20 protein-coding genes are annotated in these 19,728 nt (G+C 64.6%); 2 read left to right on the top strand and 18 right to left on the bottom strand.

All coding sequences use genetic code 11. The features are described from left to right. Positions 1–135 precede the first annotated feature (135 nt). Together TZ00_RS18410 and TZ00_RS18405 are read right to left on the bottom strand one after the other, a co-directional pair. Complete coding sequence (locus TZ00_RS18410) at positions 136–945, bottom strand: ABC transporter permease subunit (protein ID WP_044443965.1); 810 nt, start codon at positions 943–945, stop codon at positions 136–138. Continuing rightward, positions 932–1,867: an ABC transporter ATP-binding protein gene (locus tag TZ00_RS18405; RefSeq protein ID WP_044443963.1), complete on the bottom strand. Its 936-nt coding sequence runs from the start codon at positions 1,865–1,867 to the stop codon at positions 932–934. The genes TZ00_RS18410 and TZ00_RS18405 overlap by 14 nt, the downstream gene beginning before the upstream one ends. Positions 1,868–2,010: 143 nt before the next feature. On the opposite strand from TZ00_RS18405, the gene TZ00_RS19145 reads away from it, so the two are divergent. Continuing rightward, a complete protein-coding gene (locus TZ00_RS19145; protein ID WP_052521702.1) occupies positions 2,011–2,727 on the top strand; it encodes a DUF3592 domain-containing protein in 717 nt (238 codons plus the stop codon). 109 nt (positions 2,728–2,836) lie between these two features. Here the strand turns inward: TZ00_RS19145 and nagB are convergent, their stop codons facing one another. The 7 genes from nagB to TZ00_RS18360 form a co-directional block, all read right to left on the bottom strand. Continuing rightward, on the bottom strand, positions 2,837–3,616 hold the full coding sequence (nagB, locus tag TZ00_RS18390) for a glucosamine-6-phosphate deaminase (RefSeq protein WP_044443960.1): 780 nt from the start codon (positions 3,614–3,616) through the stop codon (positions 2,837–2,839). Positions 3,617–3,624: 8 nt separating this feature from the next. After that, on the bottom strand, positions 3,625–5,505 hold the full coding sequence (locus TZ00_RS20465; protein ID WP_152631274.1) for a copper homeostasis protein CutC: 1,881 nt from the start codon (positions 5,503–5,505) through the stop codon (positions 3,625–3,627). Beyond that, a complete protein-coding gene (locus tag TZ00_RS18380) occupies positions 5,502–6,509 on the bottom strand; it encodes an asparaginase (protein WP_044443958.1) in 1,008 nt (335 codons plus the stop codon). The genes TZ00_RS20465 and TZ00_RS18380 overlap by 4 nt, the downstream gene beginning before the upstream one ends. Before the next feature lie 73 nt (positions 6,510–6,582). Further along, on the bottom strand, positions 6,583–7,503 hold the full coding sequence (locus TZ00_RS18375) for an amino acid ABC transporter permease (RefSeq protein WP_052521701.1): 921 nt from the start codon (positions 7,501–7,503) through the stop codon (positions 6,583–6,585). Then, on the bottom strand, positions 7,500–8,144 hold the full coding sequence (locus tag TZ00_RS18370; RefSeq protein ID WP_044443955.1) for an amino acid ABC transporter permease: 645 nt from the start codon (positions 8,142–8,144) through the stop codon (positions 7,500–7,502). Before TZ00_RS18370 ends, TZ00_RS18375 begins: the two co-directional genes overlap by 4 nt. Positions 8,145–8,279: 135 nt before the next feature. Further along, a complete protein-coding gene (locus TZ00_RS18365) occupies positions 8,280–9,236 on the bottom strand; it encodes a glutamate ABC transporter substrate-binding protein (protein WP_238579759.1) in 957 nt (318 codons plus the stop codon). A gap of 53 nt (positions 9,237–9,289) precedes the next feature. After that, a complete protein-coding gene (locus TZ00_RS18360) occupies positions 9,290–10,057 on the bottom strand; it encodes an amino acid ABC transporter ATP-binding protein (RefSeq protein ID WP_044443953.1) in 768 nt (255 codons plus the stop codon). 177 nt (positions 10,058–10,234) lie between these two features. Here TZ00_RS18360 and TZ00_RS18355 point away from each other — a divergent pair, with 177 nt between their 5' ends. Then, positions 10,235–11,431, top strand: a complete 1,197-nt coding sequence (locus tag TZ00_RS18355; protein WP_052521700.1) for an ROK family transcriptional regulator — start codon at positions 10,235–10,237, stop codon at positions 11,429–11,431. Between the two features lie 18 nt (positions 11,432–11,449). Here the strand turns inward: TZ00_RS18355 and TZ00_RS18350 are convergent, their stop codons facing one another. The 9 genes from TZ00_RS18350 to TZ00_RS18310 all read right to left on the bottom strand — a co-directional run bounded on the left by TZ00_RS18350 (position 11,450) and on the right by TZ00_RS18310 (position 19,249). After that, complete coding sequence (locus TZ00_RS18350; RefSeq protein ID WP_044443952.1) at positions 11,450–11,797, bottom strand: hypothetical protein; 348 nt, start codon at positions 11,795–11,797, stop codon at positions 11,450–11,452. Between the two features lie 153 nt (positions 11,798–11,950). Further along, a complete protein-coding gene (locus tag TZ00_RS18345; protein ID WP_044443950.1) occupies positions 11,951–12,904 on the bottom strand; it encodes a hypothetical protein in 954 nt (317 codons plus the stop codon). 13 nt (positions 12,905–12,917) lie between these two features. Beyond that, positions 12,918–13,631 (bottom strand): hypothetical protein, encoded by a 714-nt coding sequence (locus TZ00_RS18340; RefSeq protein WP_044443948.1) that lies wholly within the window; start codon positions 13,629–13,631, stop codon positions 12,918–12,920. Beyond that, positions 13,631–13,984: a hypothetical protein gene (locus tag TZ00_RS18335; protein WP_152631273.1), complete on the bottom strand. Its 354-nt coding sequence runs from the start codon at positions 13,982–13,984 to the stop codon at positions 13,631–13,633. The genes TZ00_RS18340 and TZ00_RS18335 overlap by 1 nt, the downstream gene beginning before the upstream one ends. Positions 13,985–14,265: 281 nt before the next feature. Continuing rightward, positions 14,266–15,198 carry a DNA cytosine methyltransferase gene (locus TZ00_RS20655; protein WP_052521699.1) on the bottom strand — a complete coding sequence of 311 codons (933 nt, stop codon included), beginning with the start codon at positions 15,196–15,198 and terminating at the stop codon, positions 14,266–14,268. Between the two features lie 35 nt (positions 15,199–15,233). Next, the gene (locus tag TZ00_RS19850) at positions 15,234–15,716 is read right to left on the bottom strand and encodes an HIT family protein (protein WP_161793799.1); all 483 of its coding nucleotides are present in this window, start codon (positions 15,714–15,716) and stop codon (positions 15,234–15,236) included. Between the two features lie 104 nt (positions 15,717–15,820). Beyond that, positions 15,821–16,891: a hypothetical protein gene (locus TZ00_RS19845; protein WP_152631270.1), complete on the bottom strand. Its 1,071-nt coding sequence runs from the start codon at positions 16,889–16,891 to the stop codon at positions 15,821–15,823. A gap of 404 nt (positions 16,892–17,295) precedes the next feature. Further along, a complete protein-coding gene (locus tag TZ00_RS18315) occupies positions 17,296–18,228 on the bottom strand; it encodes a NaeI family type II restriction endonuclease (RefSeq protein ID WP_044443944.1) in 933 nt (310 codons plus the stop codon). Between the two features lie 46 nt (positions 18,229–18,274). Next, the gene (locus tag TZ00_RS18310) at positions 18,275–19,249 is read right to left on the bottom strand and encodes a DNA cytosine methyltransferase (RefSeq protein ID WP_044443966.1); all 975 of its coding nucleotides are present in this window, start codon (positions 19,247–19,249) and stop codon (positions 18,275–18,277) included. Between the last annotated feature and the right edge of the window lie 479 nt (positions 19,250–19,728).

Below are 19,728 nucleotides of genomic sequence, written 5' to 3'. Positions count from 1 at the left end.
GGTTCCTCGCGACGCGCACGACGTCATCACGGAACTCAGAGGGGTAGGGCTTTGGCACGATGCCATCCTTCCAGGCCACCCTCCCGGGCAAGCCAGATCAGATGTCACCTATTCGTGCAGCAGACCCATAGCGGGTCAGCTCGCGATATCTCGCCGCTGCAGGGCGACCACGGCGATCACCACGAACAGCGCGCTCAGCCCGTAGAGCAGGCCGAGGCCAGGCCAGTCCGCCCCCGTCGCCAGTGGAACGTGATGGTACGCCCACCCGTAAGGCGAGTAGTCGCGCAGCCAATCGAGGTCGGCGCTCTGGCTGCCCAAGGCATTCAGCGCGTACCCGACCACGGCGATGCCAGCAGCGGCTGCGGTCGCCACGATGCGCCGCCCGAAAAGCGCACCGGATGCCAGACCGAGGGTCGCCGACACCAGCCCCAGCCCCAGATACGCGGCGCTCACCGCGAGAACGTGTCCTGCATCGAGGCCAAGCTGTGCGCTCGGATTGAGCAGCAGCACCACCACCGCGCTGATGGCCGTGAGCCACGCGAGCCGCACGACAATCGCGAGAGTCCGCTCCAGCACGAGCTGCCCCCGACTGACACGGTGCGCGAGGGTCAGCTCGAGCGTGCCGTTCTCCTCATCGCCGGCGATGGCCGCCGTACTCCACGAGGTCGCCGCGATCACGATCATCACGAAGCCCAGCAGTCCATAGAACGTGGCCTCGGTGTAGCCCGCTCCCGTTGTGATGGCACCGTAGCCCAGCGCGCTGACAAGCTGCGGCGGCAGCGTCGAGATGAGCTGCTGCATCTGCGAGTCGGCGCCGCCGAGGGCGGGGAACAGAGGCAGATACAGCAGAAGCGCCGCCACAATGCCCAGGGTCCAGCCGAGAGTCGATCGCCACGATTGCGCCAGTTCGCGGCGAAACAGCGGCAGGATGCTAGTGCTTGGCATCGGTCTCGCCCGTCTCGTAGAGCGTCAGCACAGACTCCTCAAGATCCGGCTCCTCGACCACGAGGTCGACGATGGTGAACCGGGCGATGGCCTTCACAAACGCGTCGATCTCTCCAGAGACCGTGGCGGTCAGCGTGGTCACATCCTGTGCGCCAGCCACCTCCAGGGAACTCAGCGACGCGACGCCCGCGACCGACGACCTGACGGCATCCGGTGTCGTTGAAGCGAAACGCGCCCGCACGTGCCGCACCGCGGCCGCGCGCAACTCGTCGACCGTGCTGACCGTGATGATGCGGCCCGCTCGCAGAAGAGCGACCTCGTCGGCGGCCTGCTGGATCTCGCTGAGAACGTGCGAGCTCAGGAACACGGTCTGCCCGTCGTTGCGGGCCTCCCTCACCATCGCGAGGAACTCCTGCTGCACGAGGGGGTCGAGTCCGCTGGTCGGTTCGTCGAGGATCAGAAGGGGTGGGCGGTGCATAAATGCCTGCACGAGTCCGAGCTTCTGCTTGTTGCCCTTCGACAGCGTTCTCACGGGCCGATCGAGTTCGAGGTGAAGCCGGTCGGCGAGGTCGTTGATGGTGCCGGATGCGACGGGTCCGCTGATCTCGGCGAAGTGGTTCAGCATGGCGCGGCCCGTGATGCGGCTCTCGAGTCGGAGCTCGCCCGGCAGGTAGCCGATGCGCGCGCGAAGCGACGGGCCGGCCGACCGGGGGTCACCGCCGAGGATGCGCAGCGTTCCCGAGGTGGGGCGGATGACGTCGACCATGAGTCGCATGGCCGTGGTCTTGCCTGCCCCGTTCGGGCCGATCAGACCGAACACGGACCCCGCACCGATGCTCAAGTCGATGCCCTCCGGCGCGGAGTGGCGACCGAAACGCTTCGTGAGTGAGCGTGCTTCGATCACGTTCGACGTCGTCGCCATGGTGCACCTCGGCTCTGGCCGGGAGCGCGTCGCTCATCGACCTGCCACCATCGTAGATCCGATGCGCCGCGCGGTCGATGGTGTGTCGTGAAGAACTCGAACTCGGGCGGCTGCTCCCACTAGTGTGGCCTCAGGAGGCCCCCATGAGCACCGTCGATCCTTCACTTGCCCGCAGTCAGCGCACGCCGCGACGCCCGAGCCTCGGCCGGGTCATTTTTCTGCTCGTCCTGCTGCTCGGAGGCGGCTTCGGTCTCGGCTACGGATGGGGCGGCTTCGGGCTGTTCGATGGCATGGGTGACCCACCGTGGCAATCCATCGTCGGCGCGATTGCGGGACTGGCTGTGACCGTCCTCGGGTCGATCGCATGGGCGGCGACGGCCATGAGGAGAGCCGACATCGGCATCGGCTACGGCCTCTCGGCGTGGTTCATCGGCGGCGGAACAGGGCTCTATCTCGTCGCGCAGCCGAAAGGCTCCCCCGCACTGGCCGTAACGATCGCCTTCGCACTTCTCGCGCTCGGGGCGCTCTTTGTCGTGCTTGGCTTCGTCGCGGCGATCAGTCGACGGCGACAGAGCTCACGCGACGAGCGCACGATGCGCACCGGCACCCTCACCGCAGCCACGGTCAGCAACAAGGGCTACGACTTCTTTCGCGAGAGTCCTCGCATTCTGACGACCGTCACCTTCACGTTCGTCGACCTGCAGGGGATCCAACGCTGGGTGCAGAAAACCATGATGATCGAGCAGGGCGACCCCGTTGTCGACGGCCAGGAGACGCGCCTCTGGTACGACGCGGCCAACCCGGGCGACGTGGGCGGCATCGTGGTGGAGCTGGCGCGCGAGCGGCGGATGCGGCGGTAGCTGCGGCGCAAGCACTCCGCGAGGCTGCGACTAATTCAGGAGGAGAGCGTCGCCGACGCCACTATCCACACGGGCGCGCGCTCCTCCTGAATGAGTAACGCAGACCGCGCTACAGTCCCTGCCACTCCGGCTTGTTCGCGTAGGAGTAGCGGTAGTAGTCGGCGCGCTCGAGCTCGGATGCGGCAGCCTCGTCGACGACGACCGTGGCGTGGGCATGCAGCTGCACCGCAGACGCGGGCACGCTCGCGGTGAGCGGCCCCTCGACCGCGGCCTGCAGAGCGTGCGCCTTGGCCTCACCGAACGCGAGCAGAACGAGGTGCCGCGCACGCAGGATGGTGCCGACGCCCTGGGTGATGCAGTGCAGCGGAACATCGTCGACCGAGTCGAAGAACCGCGAGTTGTCGCGCCTCGTCTGCTGGGTCAGGGTCTTCACTCGCGTGAGCGAGGCGAACGACGAACCGGGTTCGTTGAAGCCGAGATGCCCGTCGGTTCCGATGCCGAGAATCTGCAGGTCGACCCCGCCGGATGCCCGGAGCGCGGCCTCGTACTCGTCGCCGGCCGTCTGAATGGTCGCCGGGTCTCCGTTCGGCATGTGGATGCGACGAGGGTCGAATCCCACAGGCTCCACCACGTCTCGTCGAATGACCGACCGATACGACTCGGGGTGATCCTCCGGCAGTCCCACGTATTCGTCGAGGCCGAATCCTCGAACGCGGCTCACGTCGATGCCGCGGGCGCCGTCGGCGAGGGCTCGGTACACCGACAGCGGAGTCGATCCGGTGGCGAGCCCCAGCACCATGTCGGGCTTGGTCGCGATGAGATCGAGGATCGTGCCGGCCACCAGCCGGCCCGCCGCCTCGGCGTCGGGAACGATAACTACTTCAGCCATGACTTCTTCTACCTCTCCACGTCGTTCAGGGCGAGTCGGCTCGTCGGCTCAGCGAGCACGTCGTCGATCGACCACCCGTCGACCATGTGCGAGTGCCCGCTCGCGCGGAACGCCAGGATGGCCGCTCCGATGCGTCCGCCCGAGGTTCCCAGCGCCGATGTTCTGATCTCGGGCGCTTCTCTCCACGCCAGCAGGCCTCGCAGTTCGGCGCGCAGCGGAGTCAGCAAGGCGTCTCCCGCGCGCGACACTCCCCCGGCCAGCACGATCACCGACGGGTCGATCAGCAGCGTGACAGAGGCGAGGCCCAGCGCGAGCGCTCGCACGCCATCGGCCCACACCCGATCGGCGATCTCGTCTTCGCCGAGGCGCAGCGAGATGGCCCTGGCGTCGAGCCCCGCAAGACCGCCCGCGGCGGCGTATCGGCGGGCAAGGCCGGCGCCCGAGAGGTAGACCTCCAGGCATCCTCGCTGGCCGCAGGTGCAGGGCTCGCCACCCGGAATCGCCGGGATGTGCCCGAGCTCACCGGCGGTCGTGACCGCTCCGGCCACGGGGTGGCCGTCACTCAGAATGGATGCCGCCACCCCGGTTCCGATGGCGACGAGCACCGAGTCGGCGACACCGGCCGATGCGCCGTAGAGGGCTTCGGCCAGCCCGCTCGATCGCACATCGTGTCCGATCTGCACGGGCAGCCCGAGCGCGGAAGACAGGATCGGGCCGAGGGGCACGTCGGTCCAGCCGAGCGTCGACGCGTAGCGCACGATGCCCTTGTCGGCCTCGACCATGCCGGGCGTGACGACACCGATGCCGACAACGGTGTGGCCGTCGCGTTCGGCGTGGGCGCGCACATCGGTGAGCAGCCCGATGATCGTCTGCGTCAGTTCGTCGCCGAGCCCCTGCACCCCGATGGAATGGGCGAGAATCGCTCTGCCCGACGCGTCGACGATGGCGGCCTTGAGGTTTGTTCCGCCGATGTCGAGCGCGATCACGACCATGGATGCCTCGCCGTCGTTCGACGGGTCGCCTTCCGTGGCCGGCCGAACGGCCGTGACCACACGGTCCGTCGCAACACGGGCCGTCACGACACCGGATGCGACGCGCGGCCGCCCGATCGCCTCGAGCACCGCGCCGATCACCTCGGGATCGGTGACGAGGGTCCCGTCTCCGCGCGGCGATGGTGACTGCGCACGCAGGTGCACCTCTCGGGCACCGGTGGCCCGAATGATCTCGTTCACGTTCGCCGCCCGAACCGAGCCGCCGACGAGCACGGTTGGCGCATCCGGTTCACGCTGCGACAGCGCGACGAGCGACGCGAGCGTGTCGACGCCTTCGAGGGCGGGGTGCGGCCCGCCCGAGGTGAGAACGCCGCGAACGCCGCAGTCGCGAAGCGTGCCGTAGGCCGCGATCAGGTCGGGGGTCTGGTCGAACGCCTTGTGGAATGTCACGGGCAGGGGCCCGGCCGCGGCGACCAGGCGACGCAGCGCGTCGTCGTCGATCTCGCCGGAGGGGCGCAGCGCGCCGAGCACCACTCCGACCGGCGTGGTCGCCGTTCGGGCCAGGGCGACGATCGCCTCGAGGTCGAGGCACATCACGTCGAGCTCCGCCTCGGAGTACACGAAGTCTCCGCCGCGTGGGCGCACGATGACCTGCACGCCGGCGGTCTGCATCGACGACAGAACCGCGCGGATGAGTCCGGGGCTTGGTGTGGTGCCGCCCTCGAGAAGGTCGGCGCACAGCTCGATGCGCTCGGCGCCCGCCGCGTCGGCGGCGAGCGCTCCATCGAGATCGTCGACGCAGATCTCCACGAGCACCCGGCTCTCCCCCGGCTCCCCGTCGACCGACGAGTCCGGGCTGACCGACGACTCCGCGCTGCCTGCTGAATCCGCGGTCATCGGGCGGCGTCGTCGTTCTGCGCGGCGATCCACGCGGTCGCGTCGGCGCCCACGGCGATCTCGCCGACGGCGACGCCGCCACCGAGAACGGGCAGCTCGACGAGCGACCCGGCGTTGCTCACGTCGACGCCCAGCGCTCCGAGCACCTGCAGGGCGACCAACGTGGTGGCCCGGGGGTTGCCGTCGACGATCTTCATCGAGACCGACTGGCCCGTCGCCGCGGCCATTCCGATGACTCCTTCGGCGCCACCCTTGGCGAGAACGCCAGGGATGCGCGTCATGGTGTCGCTGTTCGCGTGGTGGTCTCCGCCCACGAAGAAGGGGTGGGCGCGCATCGCGTCGGCGACCTGGCGCTCGGGCGTTCCGTCGGCGGCAACAACGAGGGCGCGGAACGACCGCGCCAGTCCCTCGACGGTCGTGCTGAAGAGCGGGGCGCCGCAGCCGTCGACGGCGGTGTGCTCGACCTCATCGCCGCTGACCCGGGCGACCGTCTCGCGCACGAGGCGCTGCAGCGGATGCTCGGGGTCGAGGTAGCTCGCCGTGTCCCAGCCGTTCGCGGCGCAGGCCAGCAGCATGGCCGCGTGCTTGCCCGAGCAGTTCATGCGGATGCGCGTGCGCGTCTCGCCGTCGCGGATGAGCCGTTCCCGGGTGGGCTCGTCTTCGGGCCAGTCGACGGGGCAGCCGAGCGCGGACTCGTCGAGCCCGGCGCGGTCGAGAATACGGCGCACCACCTCGACGTGCGCGTCTTCGCCCGTGTGGCTGCCGGCCGCGATCGCGAGCTCCTCGTCGGCGAGCTCGGCCCCGGCCAGCAGGCAGGCCAGCGCCTGCAGCGGCTTGGTCGTGGAGCGCGGAAGAACCTGCGTCGATCCGCGGCCCAGGTTCGCGGCGACGCGGCCGTCGGCGTCGAGGGCCACGAGCCACCCGAAGTGACGGCTCTCGATGACCTCGGAGCGGATGACGACGGCGAGTTCCGCAGTGTCGGTTGCAGGCTGGGGGGATGTCACGGGTGCTCCTTCGTCGCGGGGCGACAGTCGATAAGAGAAAAGAGAAAGAAGAGAAGAGGAAAAGAGAGGCGCTCTAGACCGAATCGAGGCCCGGCCGGCCCACGATCGGAACCGTCGCCGCGGCATCCGGTTTACGTGCGCTGCGCTTCGACGGCCGCACCCGCAGTCGAGCGGCGAACGTCGAGAGCGCACCGTTGAACACGAGGTAGATCAGCGTCACGACGACGAAGGTCTGAATGAGCAGGTGGTTGAACGACGAGAGCACCTGACCGCGATAGAGCAGTTCGGTGAACGCCACGATGTAGCCCAGCGAGGTGTCTTTCACAAGGCTCACGAGCTGCGTCACCAGCGAGGGGGTCGCGAAGCGCAGCGCCTGCGGCAGAATCACGAACCGGCTCACCTGCCAGCGCGAGAGTCCCAGGCTGATGCCGGCCTCGCCTTGACCGCGCGGCAGACCGAGAATGCCCGCGCGAATGATCTCGGCGAACACGGCCGAGTTGGCGATCGTGAGCGGAATGACCAGCTTCCAGATGAGCGGGAAATTGAGCCCGAGCTGCGGCAGTCCGAAGAGCATCAGGTAGATGAGCAGCAGCACGGGAATCGTGCGCGCGACCTCGATGTAGGCCGTCGAGATCCAGCGGATGGGGCGCACGGAGCTGAGCCGGCCGAGCGCGAGGAAGAGTCCGAGAACGCCGCCCAGCACCGCGACGAGGGCCGCGGCCTGGATGGTTCCCCAGAGGCCCACGAGCAGGTACTCCCAGATGGGCCACGAGAGAAACGGGGTCCAGCGGTCGGCGTCGAGCTGCCCCTTCGAGGCGAACTGCAGCAGGCCGGCGACGACGAGGCCCACGAGAATCAGGATGACGACGGCCGACCAGATGCGGATGTTGCGGCGCGTCTTGGGTCCGGGCTCGTCGTACAGCGAGACGGTGCGGGTCGCGGGCGCTCCGGGAGCGCGGGTAGACGACGTGGTGGTGGAGGGTGTCTGGCTCATCGCAGGATCGCCACCTTTCGCTCGATGCGCCCGGCTCCGAGCCCGATCACCAGCGCGAGGGCCATGTAGACGAGACCGGCCGCGGCGAAGATCAGGATGGGCTGGGCCTCGACGAGGTTGAGTTTGTTGGCCGCCGAGGTGAGCTCGACGACGCCCACGGCCGCGGCCAGGGCGGTGTTCATGGTGAGCGCGATCATCACGTTGCCGAGCGGCTGCACCGCCGCACGCAGTGACTGCGGAATGACGACGAGCCGCAGGGTCTGCCCGAGCGTGAAGCCCAGGGCCCTCGACGCCTCGATCTGGCCGTTGCCCACGGTGTTCACGCCACTGCGCACGGCCTCGGCCACGTAGGCGGCCTCGTAGAGCGCCAGCACGAGCACCGCGGTCGGCGCCAACGGCATGATGATGCCGGCGTCGGGCAGCGCGAAGACCGCCAGAATCAGCAGGGCCAGCAGCGGCACGTTCACGAAGAACTGCACGTAGGCGAATGCGGCGCCGCGCAGAACGGGAATGGGGCTGATGCGGGCGGCCGCGATCAGCGTGCCCAAGACGAGCGCTCCGACGCCGGCGACCACCGCCATCAGCACGGTGGTGCCGATGGCAGACAGCAGGGGGCCTGCGCTGTCGACGAATATGTCCATGACTTCTTTCGGGTCTGGCGGGTGATGCGGGGCGGTTCGGGTCACGCGGGTCGTGCGGGTCAAGCGGGGTCACGCGGGTCGTGCCGAATGGATGCCGGGGCCGGCCGGGTAGGCCGGCCCACGGCATCCGGTCTATCAGGAACCGGGAACGGAACCGATCTCAGGTGCGTCAGGCGTGCTGGATTCGACGGCGGAGCCGAGCGTCGCGTCCCACACCTTGCCCCAGGTGCCGTCTTTCTGGATCTTCAGCAGCCAGTCGTTGATGAACTTCTTGAAGTCCTCGTCATCGTGACCGAGGCCGATTCCGTAGGCCTCGGTGGTGAAGGGCTGGCCCACGACCTTGATCGAGGAGTCGCTGGCGGCGTTCGAGGCGAGCAGGGTGAAGTCCTGCACGTAGGCGTCGCCGCGACCCTGCTTCAGAGCCTGCATGGCCTGGGGGTCGGTGGCGAACGACACAACGTCGGCGGTCGGCTGCTTCTCGGGAACGGCGGTGACCGCGGGGGTGTTGGCGCCCACGATCACGGTCTTGCCGCCCAGGTCGTCGATGCCCTTGATGTCGGTGTTGTCGGCCTTCACGGCCACGGCGAGTCCGGATTCGAGGTACGGGCCGGCGAACGAGACCTGCGTGGCCCGCTCTTCGGTGATCGTGTAGGTGTTGAACACCACGTCGACGGTGCCGTTCTGCAGCAGCGCCTCGCGGGTCTCGGATGCCGGCGGCACGATCTGCACGCTGGGCTTGCCGAGAATGTAGATGGCGAGCAGCTTGGCGAGGTCGGCGTCGAAGCCCTCCACGTCGTCGGGGTTCGCCGGGTCTTGCTGCGAGAGCAGGGGTGCGTCGAGAGCCTCGGCCACGATGAGCGTTCCGCGCTCCTTGATCTTGGCCATGGTCGAGTCGGGCAGGATGTCTGCGGCGTCGGCCACGACGGCGTTCTTGTAGACGTCGTCGAGGCTCGACGCGGCGCTCGACGAGGTGGGGTCGGCGCCGGGAACCGCCGAGCTGTCGGAGGAGCAGGCCGCGAGGCCGAGCATCGCGGTGAGGGCGACGGCCGCGACGGGAAGGACCCGACGGAAGGGTGACGTGGAGCTGCGCAAGATGGTGCCTTTCTTCTCTGTGTAGGAGGTGCGGGTGATGCGGAGTGGTGCGGTCAGTGGGTGAGGATTTTCGACAGGAACGCCTTCGCGCGCTCGCTCTCGGGGTGGTCGAAGAACTCGGCGGGCGTGTTCTGCTCGACGATGCGGCCGTCGTCCATAAAGACGACTCGGTCGGCGGCGCGGCGCGCGAAGCCCATCTCGTGGGTCACGACGACCATCGTCATTCCCTCGGCGGCCAGCGAGATCATCACGTCGAGAACCTCGGTCACCATCTCGGGGTCGAGGGCCGAGGTCGGCTCGTCGAAGAGCATGACCTTCGGTCGCATGGCGAGGGCGCGGGCGATGGCCGCGCGCTGCTGCTGGCCGCCACTCAGTTGGGCAGGAAAGCTGTCGGCCTTGTCGGCGATTCCCACGCGGTCGAGCAGCTCGAGCGCGTGCGCCTCGGCGACCTTCTTCGACTCCTTGCGCACCTGAATAGGGGCAAGGGTGACGTTGTCGAGAATCGAGCGGTGGGCGAACAGGTTGAATGACTGGAACACCATGCCGACCTCGCTGCGCAGGGTCGCGAGCGCCTTGCCCTCGGTGGGCAGCGCGGTTCCGTCGACGAGGATGCTGCCGCTCGTGATGGTCTCGAGCCGGTTGATGCATCGGCACAGAGTCGACTTGCCCGAGCCCGAGGGGCCCACGACCACGACGACCTCGCGAGCCGCGATCGACAGCGAGATGTCTTTCAGCACGTGGTGGTCGCCGAAGTGCTTCTGCACGTCGGTCATCACGACCATGCCGGTGCCGGATTCGGGGGAGATCGGTTCGCGACTCATATCCGCCTTCTCGTTACGGGCGGCTTGAAGAGGGCCGCACTGCCATCGGGGTGAGGATGAACGATCGCCATCCTCATGGCGAATTCAACCTAACAATTGATTGTTACACGTAGATTTCGACTAACTTTATGCAAGAATGGACCAAGTCCGAAATCGTCCACGCAGCAGGGGAAGCCGATGTCACGAAGCGAGACCGCCCACCCGCCGCAGCGGCATTCGATTCAAGACGTCGAGATCCTCGGCCCGCTCCGCTCGGGCCGCGCAACGAGCCGGGCCGCGCTGGCCAAGGTCACCGGCCTGTCGCCATCCACTGTCGCGTCGCGTGTCGACGGACTCATTCGCCAGGGGCACGTGGTCGAGACGGGCCAGGGAGAGTCGCGCGGCGGCCGACGCCCGCGTGACCTCACCATTCGTGGGGATGCCGGGCTCGTCGGCTGCATCGACCTCGGTGTCGACCGCGCCTCGTTCGGCCTGCTCGACTTCGCCGGCACCCTGATCGCCGAGCGGCACGTCGCCCTCGACATCGCGGCCGGCCCGGCCGAAGTGCTGGGATTCGCCGTCGCCGAGATCAGAGACATGGTCGACAAGGCATCGCTTTCAGAGCACACGACGCTGCGCGGATTCTCGGTCGGCGTTCCCGGCCCCGTGTCGACGGCGACATCGCGCATCATCGCCCCGTCGCGCATGCCCGGCTGGAACGGAGTCTCAGTCGCCGAGGTCATTCAGCGCGAGATGCCCCTGCCGGTGATCGTGAACAACGACGCCAACCTCATGGCCGTGGGCGAGCTCTACACCGGCGGCGCCGAGGCGTCGGCGAACCAGGTATTCGTCAAGGTGGGCTCGGGCATCGGCTGCGGCATCATCTCGCGCGGCGAGCTCTTCACCGGCAGCAACGGCTGGGCCGGCGACATCAGCCACGTGTCGGTTCCGGGCGGCGGGGCGGTGCCCTGCTCGTGCGGTCGCACGGGGTGTCTGGATGCGATGGCCTCGGGCAACGCGCTGGTGCGCGAGATGCAGGTGGCCGGCCACGACGTCGACTCGGTCGAGGCGATGATCGCCCTGGCCCGCGACTCCCACCCCCTCGCCACGCGTCTCATCCGCAACGCCGCCGTGATGACGGGCGGAGTGCTGGCGACCATCGTGAACTTCTTCAACCCCGACAGGCTCGTGCTCGGCGGAGTGCTCGCCGACTCCTCCGTGTTCGTGGCCGGAGTGCGCTCGACCCTCTTCGCCGACTGCCTGCCCATGGCCACGGAGCAGCTCTCGGTCGACGTGACGAGCGACCAGAGCACGGGCGGCCTGCACGGGGCAGCGCGCATGTTCCTCGACCAGGTGTTCTCAGTCGACGGAGTGGGTGCGGTGGTGGCGCGCTAACGCTGGCGGGTCATTCGCTCAGCACCGCCCCTCGACCGAGATGTTCAGCCCCTCTTGCGTTCCCCGAATGCTGGCCTGCTGCACCACCGCGCTCGGCGACGTGGCCATGAAGTACTCCCGACCCATCGCCATGTCACCGGGGCCGAAACCGGCCTTCGCCCACGAACTCGTGATGCGCGCATAGGCCTCGTCGGCGGTATCGGCCACGTCGAAGATCGGAATCACGACCGATCCCGTCACCTGCCTGCTGGTGGGAACCCCGTTGGTCACGCACGCGATCGTCTGGATCGTGGGTGTGCCGCGAATCCCGGCGAGGTCGCCCGCGGCATCCAGAAATTGCGCCACGACCGCCTGGTCGGCGGCCATCCGCGCGGCCAACTCGTCCGGAGTCTCCGGGGTCGGCTGCGGCGTTGGCGGCGCCGATGGGTCGGCCGGTGGCGGCAGGGGCGTGCGCCCGTCTCCCGGGTCGGCCGACCCGACAGGCAGACCGATGAAGCCGTCGACGGCGATGCGGCTGGTTTATTCCTCGTATCGCGTGACGACGAAGGATGCCCGGGGCAGGGTGCCGTCGAGCCCCTGCGGCCCCGCGAATGCCTCGAGCTCGGCGACGACGGATGCCTGGCTCGCCTCGTCGTTGACGCTCACGCCCAGCGCGGGTCGCCACCCGGTGTCGGAGCTGAACTGGCTCGGCCCCTGAACTCCGTTGAAGTCGACGGATGTGACGCCCGGCTGCCCGGCCAGGCTCGCGATGAAGGTGAGCAATTCGGGCGAGGGGGATGCCGCATCCATCGTCACACGCGTGCCACTGGGCGTCGCATGGCCCGAGCTGCCCGACACCATCACGGAGGCCAGGTCTGCGGTGCCGAACGCGGGCAGCTGCCGAACAGACGCCGCCACCGCGGGAACATCGACCGCCGCACCCGCGAAGATCTGCGTTCCCAGATAGGGCGAGCCGAGCTGCAGCGACGAAACGTTCTCGATCGAGGCGAGCTGCTCTGCGGTTGCAACCAGCTGGCCAGCCGATGTGGCACCTGACCGGTCTCCGGTGACAGACAGCGTGAGCGTGGTGTGGACCGGGCGCTCACCCACCGAGAGCTCCAATCGAGCGTCCACCTTGGCCCCTGCTCCCCGCACCTCGTCGATGCTGTCTGCGATGGCGTCGGCCAGCACGGGCAGGTCGGTGGCATCCTGATTCGCCTCGACGCTGACGGTTGCCATCCAGGCCTCGGGTTTCGACAGCGGGCCGCCGTCTTTGAGGTCGTAGGGCGAGATGCTCGAGGTGACGGAGGCGATGCCCTCCGTGCCACGGATGTCGGCGACGGCACGGTCTACGGCGGTGGTGACGTAGTCGGGCGGAGGCGGGATGAGGAGGGAACAGCCTGATGCGGCCAGGGCGAGGAGTGTGGCTAGGGCGGCGGCCGCGAAGGGTCGGGAGCGGCGACGTGTCGTGGGTTTGCGGCGCGTCTTGGTCATGTCTGCACCCTAGTCATGTGGCCTGCAAGCGGTCGACGCGGGTTTGAGACGTGGTGTCCCCTCTCTCGGACTCAACAGGTCGTCTGGACCTGAATAGGTCGCGCAGATATTGCCATCCCGCGAGCGTGCGGGGCGTGGCGTTGTCGTTCGTCGCCGTCGCGGCATTCTTCTTCGCCACGTGAGCCGCCCACATGATGAGGGTGTGGGCGCCCTCGCGCTTCCTCTCGGCCAGGTAGCTAAACAGCACTCCGAACATCGAGATGAGGATGAAGACCAGCAATGCCCAGTACTCCGGCGTCTGACTGGCCAGGTCCTCAGCTATCGGACCCTCGGAGCCGGGAAGCGTCAGCCCGCTGACAATGTACGCGCCCACGCCCACGCTCCCGACCAGCAGCGTTCCGGTAGCCCACAACGACAATCGACGGCCTGCCGCGAGCGCTACACCGGCGATGGCCCGCGCCTCTAGGACCGAAAGGTCAGTGATTCTGGCGTCGCCCATGTATTCAACGAGCGGCTTGCGCCCGACGACGACATCCTTCAACTCGGTGGCATTAAGCAACTCGAAGTAGTGAGGTCTGTAGCGCGGGTTCTCCTTCTGCGTTCGCAGCTGGCCGAGTCGATCACTCCGCAATCTGGCGAGCTGGCGCGCGCCCGCGCCATTCCGGATCGCCCGCCATGCGAATCCGATCCCGACCAGAATGCTGATGAAAACTGGCAATGTGGCCATTACGACAGGTCCTCCGGAGTCGCCACAGCGAGGTCTCGAGAGCGCACGAAATCCACACCGCTGTTCACGATCAAAAGCAATCCGAAGACCGCGAAGAGCAGCGACCCGACAAACAGATACCAGTCCCTGACGTGCAGCTCGGGCGCCAGATCTAGATTCGACAAAACGACGCCGACGATCGGGGTGATGATGAAGACGACGGCGCCGCAAACATTGACGAACGTGCGCCAGCGCAACACCCCGAGTGCGGAGCCCACGAAGTGGTGGCTCTCCAGCCTGAATGGCCGGATCCACGTCAGGATCGACTGCGGAATTTTCGTTCTGGAGGGTTGCGGCTGCGTCTCATTTGTCATGCGCCCAGAGTGCCAGCTAGGTGCGATGTGGACGAACTCCGGTCACAACGCGGAGTTCCGCCTCCAGCAACCGCTGACAACCCAACTATGACGCTCGTGTCTGCGGTGTCACATCATTTCGTCTCATCACGCACGCGCGGTCAGGGGAAACGGATGGAATTCGCCCCTTCCTCCCCCGGCGGAGGAGATTATCAGATGCTCGCCTTGAACGAACGCGCAGCGTCCAGCTTTGGCCGACTGAAGGAACGTCCTTTCGAAACGCCCCGGACAAATGATCTGGATCAGGCCCGCCTAAGCGCCTCCATTAATTCACGACCGATGGCTACCGCTGTAGGCGGGGGGAACGCACCCGCTATTTGCCGGTAGACCGATGTCTTCTTACCTTCAAAAATCCAATTATCGGGGAACCCTTGGAGAGCGGCAAGCATCGGATTGGTCAGACGCGGCGACGCTCTGATGGGCATGTCAGGGGAAGGGGGTTTGTCGGCAATGCCACTACCGTCCACGCCCAGGGAATACCAAATATCCTTTGTCCTTGATGGCCCAAGGTCAGCACCACCGTGAAGCTTCGACCCACCCACAATTGTCGGCGCTACACCACGCGCTAGTCGCGCCCACTGCTTGGCACCGGGCCAGGAATTTGCAGACATGAGTGGCAGCAACGCCTCCCCGACACTGGGCGGCGGGCCAATCGGAGCCGGCCAGACAAATCGTGAAAACGCATCGGCCTGTATCGCAACGAGGACCGCGCGGCGGCGGGACTGAGCAAGCCCGTAGTCCGCACTGTCCAGTACGCTCCAGGCGGGCCGGTACCCGTCGTCGACGAGAATTCCATCGATCTCTGCACGGAGCTTGGCGAATCGAGCCGACATCAAGCCCGACACATTAATCAGAAGTACAGCGGTTGGCCGAATTCTCCGTATGAGCCCCAAGATCTGCATGTATTCGACACGCGCATATGCCTCTTGGCTAACCCCGGCCACGCTAATTCCCGCGCTGCTTACATTGCCTGCGAATAAGGTTACTCGTCGGCTTGCGAGCCCTTCCGCGAGGAACTCACTCATGACAGGTTCTATGGGCCAGTCTCGATTCGCCCTGATCGTCTCACGAGCGTCAGGGTTGGCCTCTACTACGAGAAGTGGAGTGAATCCTGCTTCCTCGAGGCCCAACGACAAGCCTCCGGCACCGCCGCTTATATCGATGAAACTGGACACTGCCGGAGGCGCTCCGTCTCTTGTGGAGACGAAGTTCAACTAAGAATTTCGCTGTCCGAAAGAAGGCCAAACAAAGGCATATCGGTATTGAGCGGCTTGGGCAAGTGTGGTTTACGGCGACCAATCAGTCGGGTAGTTCGAACCTGGCTAGACGTGAGTGCAGGCTCGAGGCCAGCCCTTATCTTCTCTACCAAAAGATCTTCGTCCGATTGACTCAAGGGTTTCTTCGGTCTTGGATCCTCCCACGGAGCCTTATTTGGTAGAGATTCCTCCTCCGGAAAACGCGGAATCAAATGTGCGTGCACATGACTTTCGGCGTTACCGAGAATTGCAACATTCACTCTCGAACAAGTTGTCGCATTTTTGATCGCATCAACACTGAACTGAATCTCTTCCATGAAGGTCATCAGCTCGAGCGCCGGCACGTCACTCAAATGATCGAAATGATCACGCAAGGTGACGATGCAGCGTCCTGGAAAACGAGTGTCGCTGTAGAGCCCAATCTCTGACGTCGTCATCCTCAGTATGGGAATCCACAGACCGAACCCACATACCGCACAATCAGCCGAAGTCTCAGCGCGAACAGAGGCGCGGGTTCCCGTTGGCTGATCTAGCTCTCTCATCAGAACACCAAATACTTCCTCGTTAGCGGCTCGAGTTGGGGTGAGAAGAAAATTGCATCTAAAGCAGCTTGCAGCTCGCGGGCGAGCTCCCGAGCCTCCGCGAACTCTTTGAGTTTTTCAGCTTCTTCTCTGGACTGCTCTTTTCCTATCAACAGTCTCCACTCACCGTCCGACAGCAAGCCGTTAAAGGCATCGACTGCGCGAACGGCTCTAAGAGCCTGTTCCGCCGTATCACCGCTGGCACCGGTAGATACAAGATACTCGACCTCCTTCAAGAAGCGAAGGGAGGGAGGCAACAGAAATATGTCCACGATCCTGTCAACTAACTGATCTTTCTCCAGACCCCTCAGATCCAGGGTTAAAAGTGGCAGAACGGAGGACGCATAGGTGAACTTTCTTGGACCTATTAGTTTTAGGCGACGCAACGAGCTCGGAGCGCCTGACTCGGATTTCGCTTGGTAATCCACTGCGAGCTGGCGCCAATAACGAGCCAAGTCATTGACAAGAAACCTTGGCACGCAGCTACTCCCCAATGGGATCGCATCCACATAGCGCTTCACCATTTTGTGCAATAGTTCTTCATGCAAATTTGGACGACAGAGGGACACCGATTCTTCCAGGACAAGTGAACGGCGCGAGTGTGTCCGATTTGTATCGGCCTCTAGACGAATAACCTCGTACAGGTCACCCGCATCAATAATTGCGCCGAAAAGACCCGTCGAACCGGGAGCTCGAATCTCTCTTCCGGGCATTACAACGCTCCGTAACCCGTCTACGAGATCAACGGTCCATGCCTCTTCCTGATTGCTGGGCTTGTGACGCACAATCACATAGTCCAGATCCGATTCGTTTGACATTTCGTATCGCCCCAGCGACCCGAATCCAATCACGTCGACTTGAGGATCAAGGTCTGAGGCCAAGAGGTGAGAACGGGCGTTGGAGATAACCGTTTGGCTTGCCTCGTACGAACGAATGAGATTTGGGAAGTCCGCCTCTTGCGCCCCGAGTCGGTTTAGTGCATCGACGAACTGTTGACGAATTGTCAAGCCAGCAGTTACTTCTATGGTCATTGCTCCCCCTTGATGCTTAGCACGATCCTAATGGCCGCACAATTTCCGCAAGAAGCAGTTCGATCCGCCACCTGTCCGAAGCTCTGCTTCCGCACACCGGAGCACACACCCTCATTATTCTCGTCTCAGAAGTCCCCTCAATCGGTGAGGGTGTGCCGTCCCAGCCTCTCCGCTTGATGAAATCAATCCCTACGCGGACGCAATCCGAAACGTTGTTCGACATGACGAAGGCTGACTTGAGCCCGAGAAATCAAGCGGCACCGACGCTGGGCTGGATTGCTCAGTCTGTCGATCGGACCTTGGATACTCAGCCATCCGGTCTCGGAGCACATGCAGAACGACCCTCTAGAGCGCGACCGGTTCTCGCTTGGCGGCGGCCCACGCACTCTCTCTTCTTTTCGCCCCTAACGCGGTGGCGGTATCTCGAGATCGTGAAACGCGAAGGATTCCGCGGGTACAGCGACCCACGCCTCGCCTGAAATATCAAAACCAAGCACGCGGGCAAGTTCGCGCTCATCAGTCCAGGTCCCAACGAGGACGATCAGCCCGCGCTTCCGCAGCTCAACTTTGGCTTCGCGGGCACGTTTCATGGGGTCGGAAAGGCCTGCACCGACGATCGCTATCGAACCTCGTGGAATGACGACTTCAGGCAAAGTCTCGAATAGCGCGACAAGCCGTCTTCGCAGACCGCCGGGGCCCAGTATGACGCTAATCTCTTCCAGCTTCAGCAGACGGAGCGGTTCCGGAGGCAGCGGCGACTCAGCGACAACCAGCAGGGCGTAGCGTCGTCGCGCCTCCGCGATTGGCGAGCGCTTGAGGTCGCGATTTCCCTTCCCACCCGTCAGCCAAGCGCGATGAGTGCGCATCAGCCACGCCTCAAATGTGTGCTCCCTAGCATCAATTCGAATCAGAAGTGTGACTGCGCACTGACCCTCCCTTGGGATCATCCACGTCGTCCGCGTGGTCCCCTTGATCTCGACGGCGACCCCGAGGATTGTCGTGTCAAGCGGCGGCTCCTTCTTGAGCCCGAGCTGACTAATCACGTGATATTGCAGCTTGGTTCCAACAGACGACCGCTCGTCAGAGTCAACCGAGGAGTCCGTGAGATCAAACCGCCACGTGCGCGGACCGTCGAGCACGTATTTCACGGCGTCGTCGGCCGCAGTCTGCAGGAGGTCATCAACTGGCTGCGCCTTCAGCCATTGGTAGACCTTGATCAGTTCCAGGTCATCGACTGGATCTTGAATTATGTGTGGGTCCGGGGTGCCCGAGCGTCGTGGATCAGCCTGACAAACATCACCAGGGGCGGGGATCTCAGCGTTACGGCTACTGCCCATATGTCGAAACTACCGCGTAACAGATCGCGAAAACCCAAGAACGCGACTATGCAACCACCGAGAGTCGTGCGCGCGAGTTCGCGACGCCTAAAGCCGCAGCAATCTTGCTGCCCACTGCGCCCGCAACCGGAGGCGGAAAAGCATTGCCGATTTGTCGGTAAACAGATGTCTTTCGTCCGGCAAATTTCCAGCCCGCATCGAATCCCTGAATTCGAGCAACCATTTCGTTTGTCAAGCGCGGAATGTGTAGAACTGAATGATCTTTTGATGGGGCTTCATCAGCCACGCCCTTCCCATCTACACCAAGCGCTAGCCACGCTTGTTTGGCACGCGTTGGACCAAGGTCCGCGCCCCCGTGCTTCTTCGAGCCACCGACTATGGTCGGGGCGATCGAATTCGCCTTCTGCGCCCAGGGGATAGCCCCCGCCCAGCCATTGGCACTCATGAGGGGCAACAGAGCCTCCCCAACCATCGTCGGCGTCCCAACTGCACCTGGCCATTCAAACTTCTTGAACTTTTGGCGGCGAATAGCAACGAGAATAAATCTCGGGCGAAGCTGAGGAACGCCATACTCCGAGCTAAAGATCAATTGCCAATCCGTCGCATATCCCATCGACTCAAGTTCGGTCCGAATCGAGTCTCGATATGTCTGAAACCGCGCTGAAGCCAAACCCTTGACATTCTCGAGCATCACAGCAGCTGGCCTCGCCTCGCGAACGAGCCGAATAGCCTCGGGGAAAAGATCGCGCTCGTCATCCGCTCCGAGCTGCTTTCCGGCCATGCTGAACGGCGGGCAAGGAACCCCGCCTGCGAGCAGATCGATGCCGCGGTAGTCCCGCCCATTAACCTCGCGAACGTCTCCTTCGCGAACATTCCACCCGGGACGATTCAAGCGCAGGGTGGCCGCAGCGTCTCGGTCGATCTCAACTGCAAGCTCGTGGTCGAAACCGGCTTGCTCCAGACCATAAGACTGACCACCTGCGCCGGCGCAAATCTCGAGTGCGCTGAGGCGCTGTGACATGGGACTCCTTCGGTATCTAGATAAGTCAACCACGAGCGTCAGACACTCGATGAACTCAGTGCCGATGTCTGCTGCGAGATGGAGAAACGACCCCGAAATTGGTTCGGAGTCCCCTCGGATCCACATGAAATGAAGACCCAATCCGTGGATTCCTTTTAGAGGCTAAAACCCGCGACGCGAGGTCTGGTCGTGATGGAAAATTCCCGTGCTGACCGACTCCCTGACCTACCGACTGTGTACATTTTTGGCAGCACTCGAATTGGTGCAGCGGGAGGCGTTATGAGGGACGAAAAAAGTCTAGTCAGATTCTGCTCGACCTAACGTCAATACCTCACCCAGAAAGGTATAGGTGGGGTCTGCTGCACGAGTAGGTGACATGTTGTAGTCACGCCGCCAGTGCGGCGGTCGTGTTCATGATGGTCTCGAACTCGATGGGCGTCAAACGGCCCAGGCGGGGTTGGCGCCTCCGGCGGTGGTAG

This window comes from Agreia bicolorata (genome assembly GCF_000938265.1).
Taxonomy (GTDB): domain Bacteria; phylum Actinomycetota; class Actinomycetes; order Actinomycetales; family Microbacteriaceae; genus Agreia; species Agreia bicolorata.
Note: the sequence above shows the minus strand (reverse complement) of the source record. Positions and strands in the feature narration are given on the sequence as shown.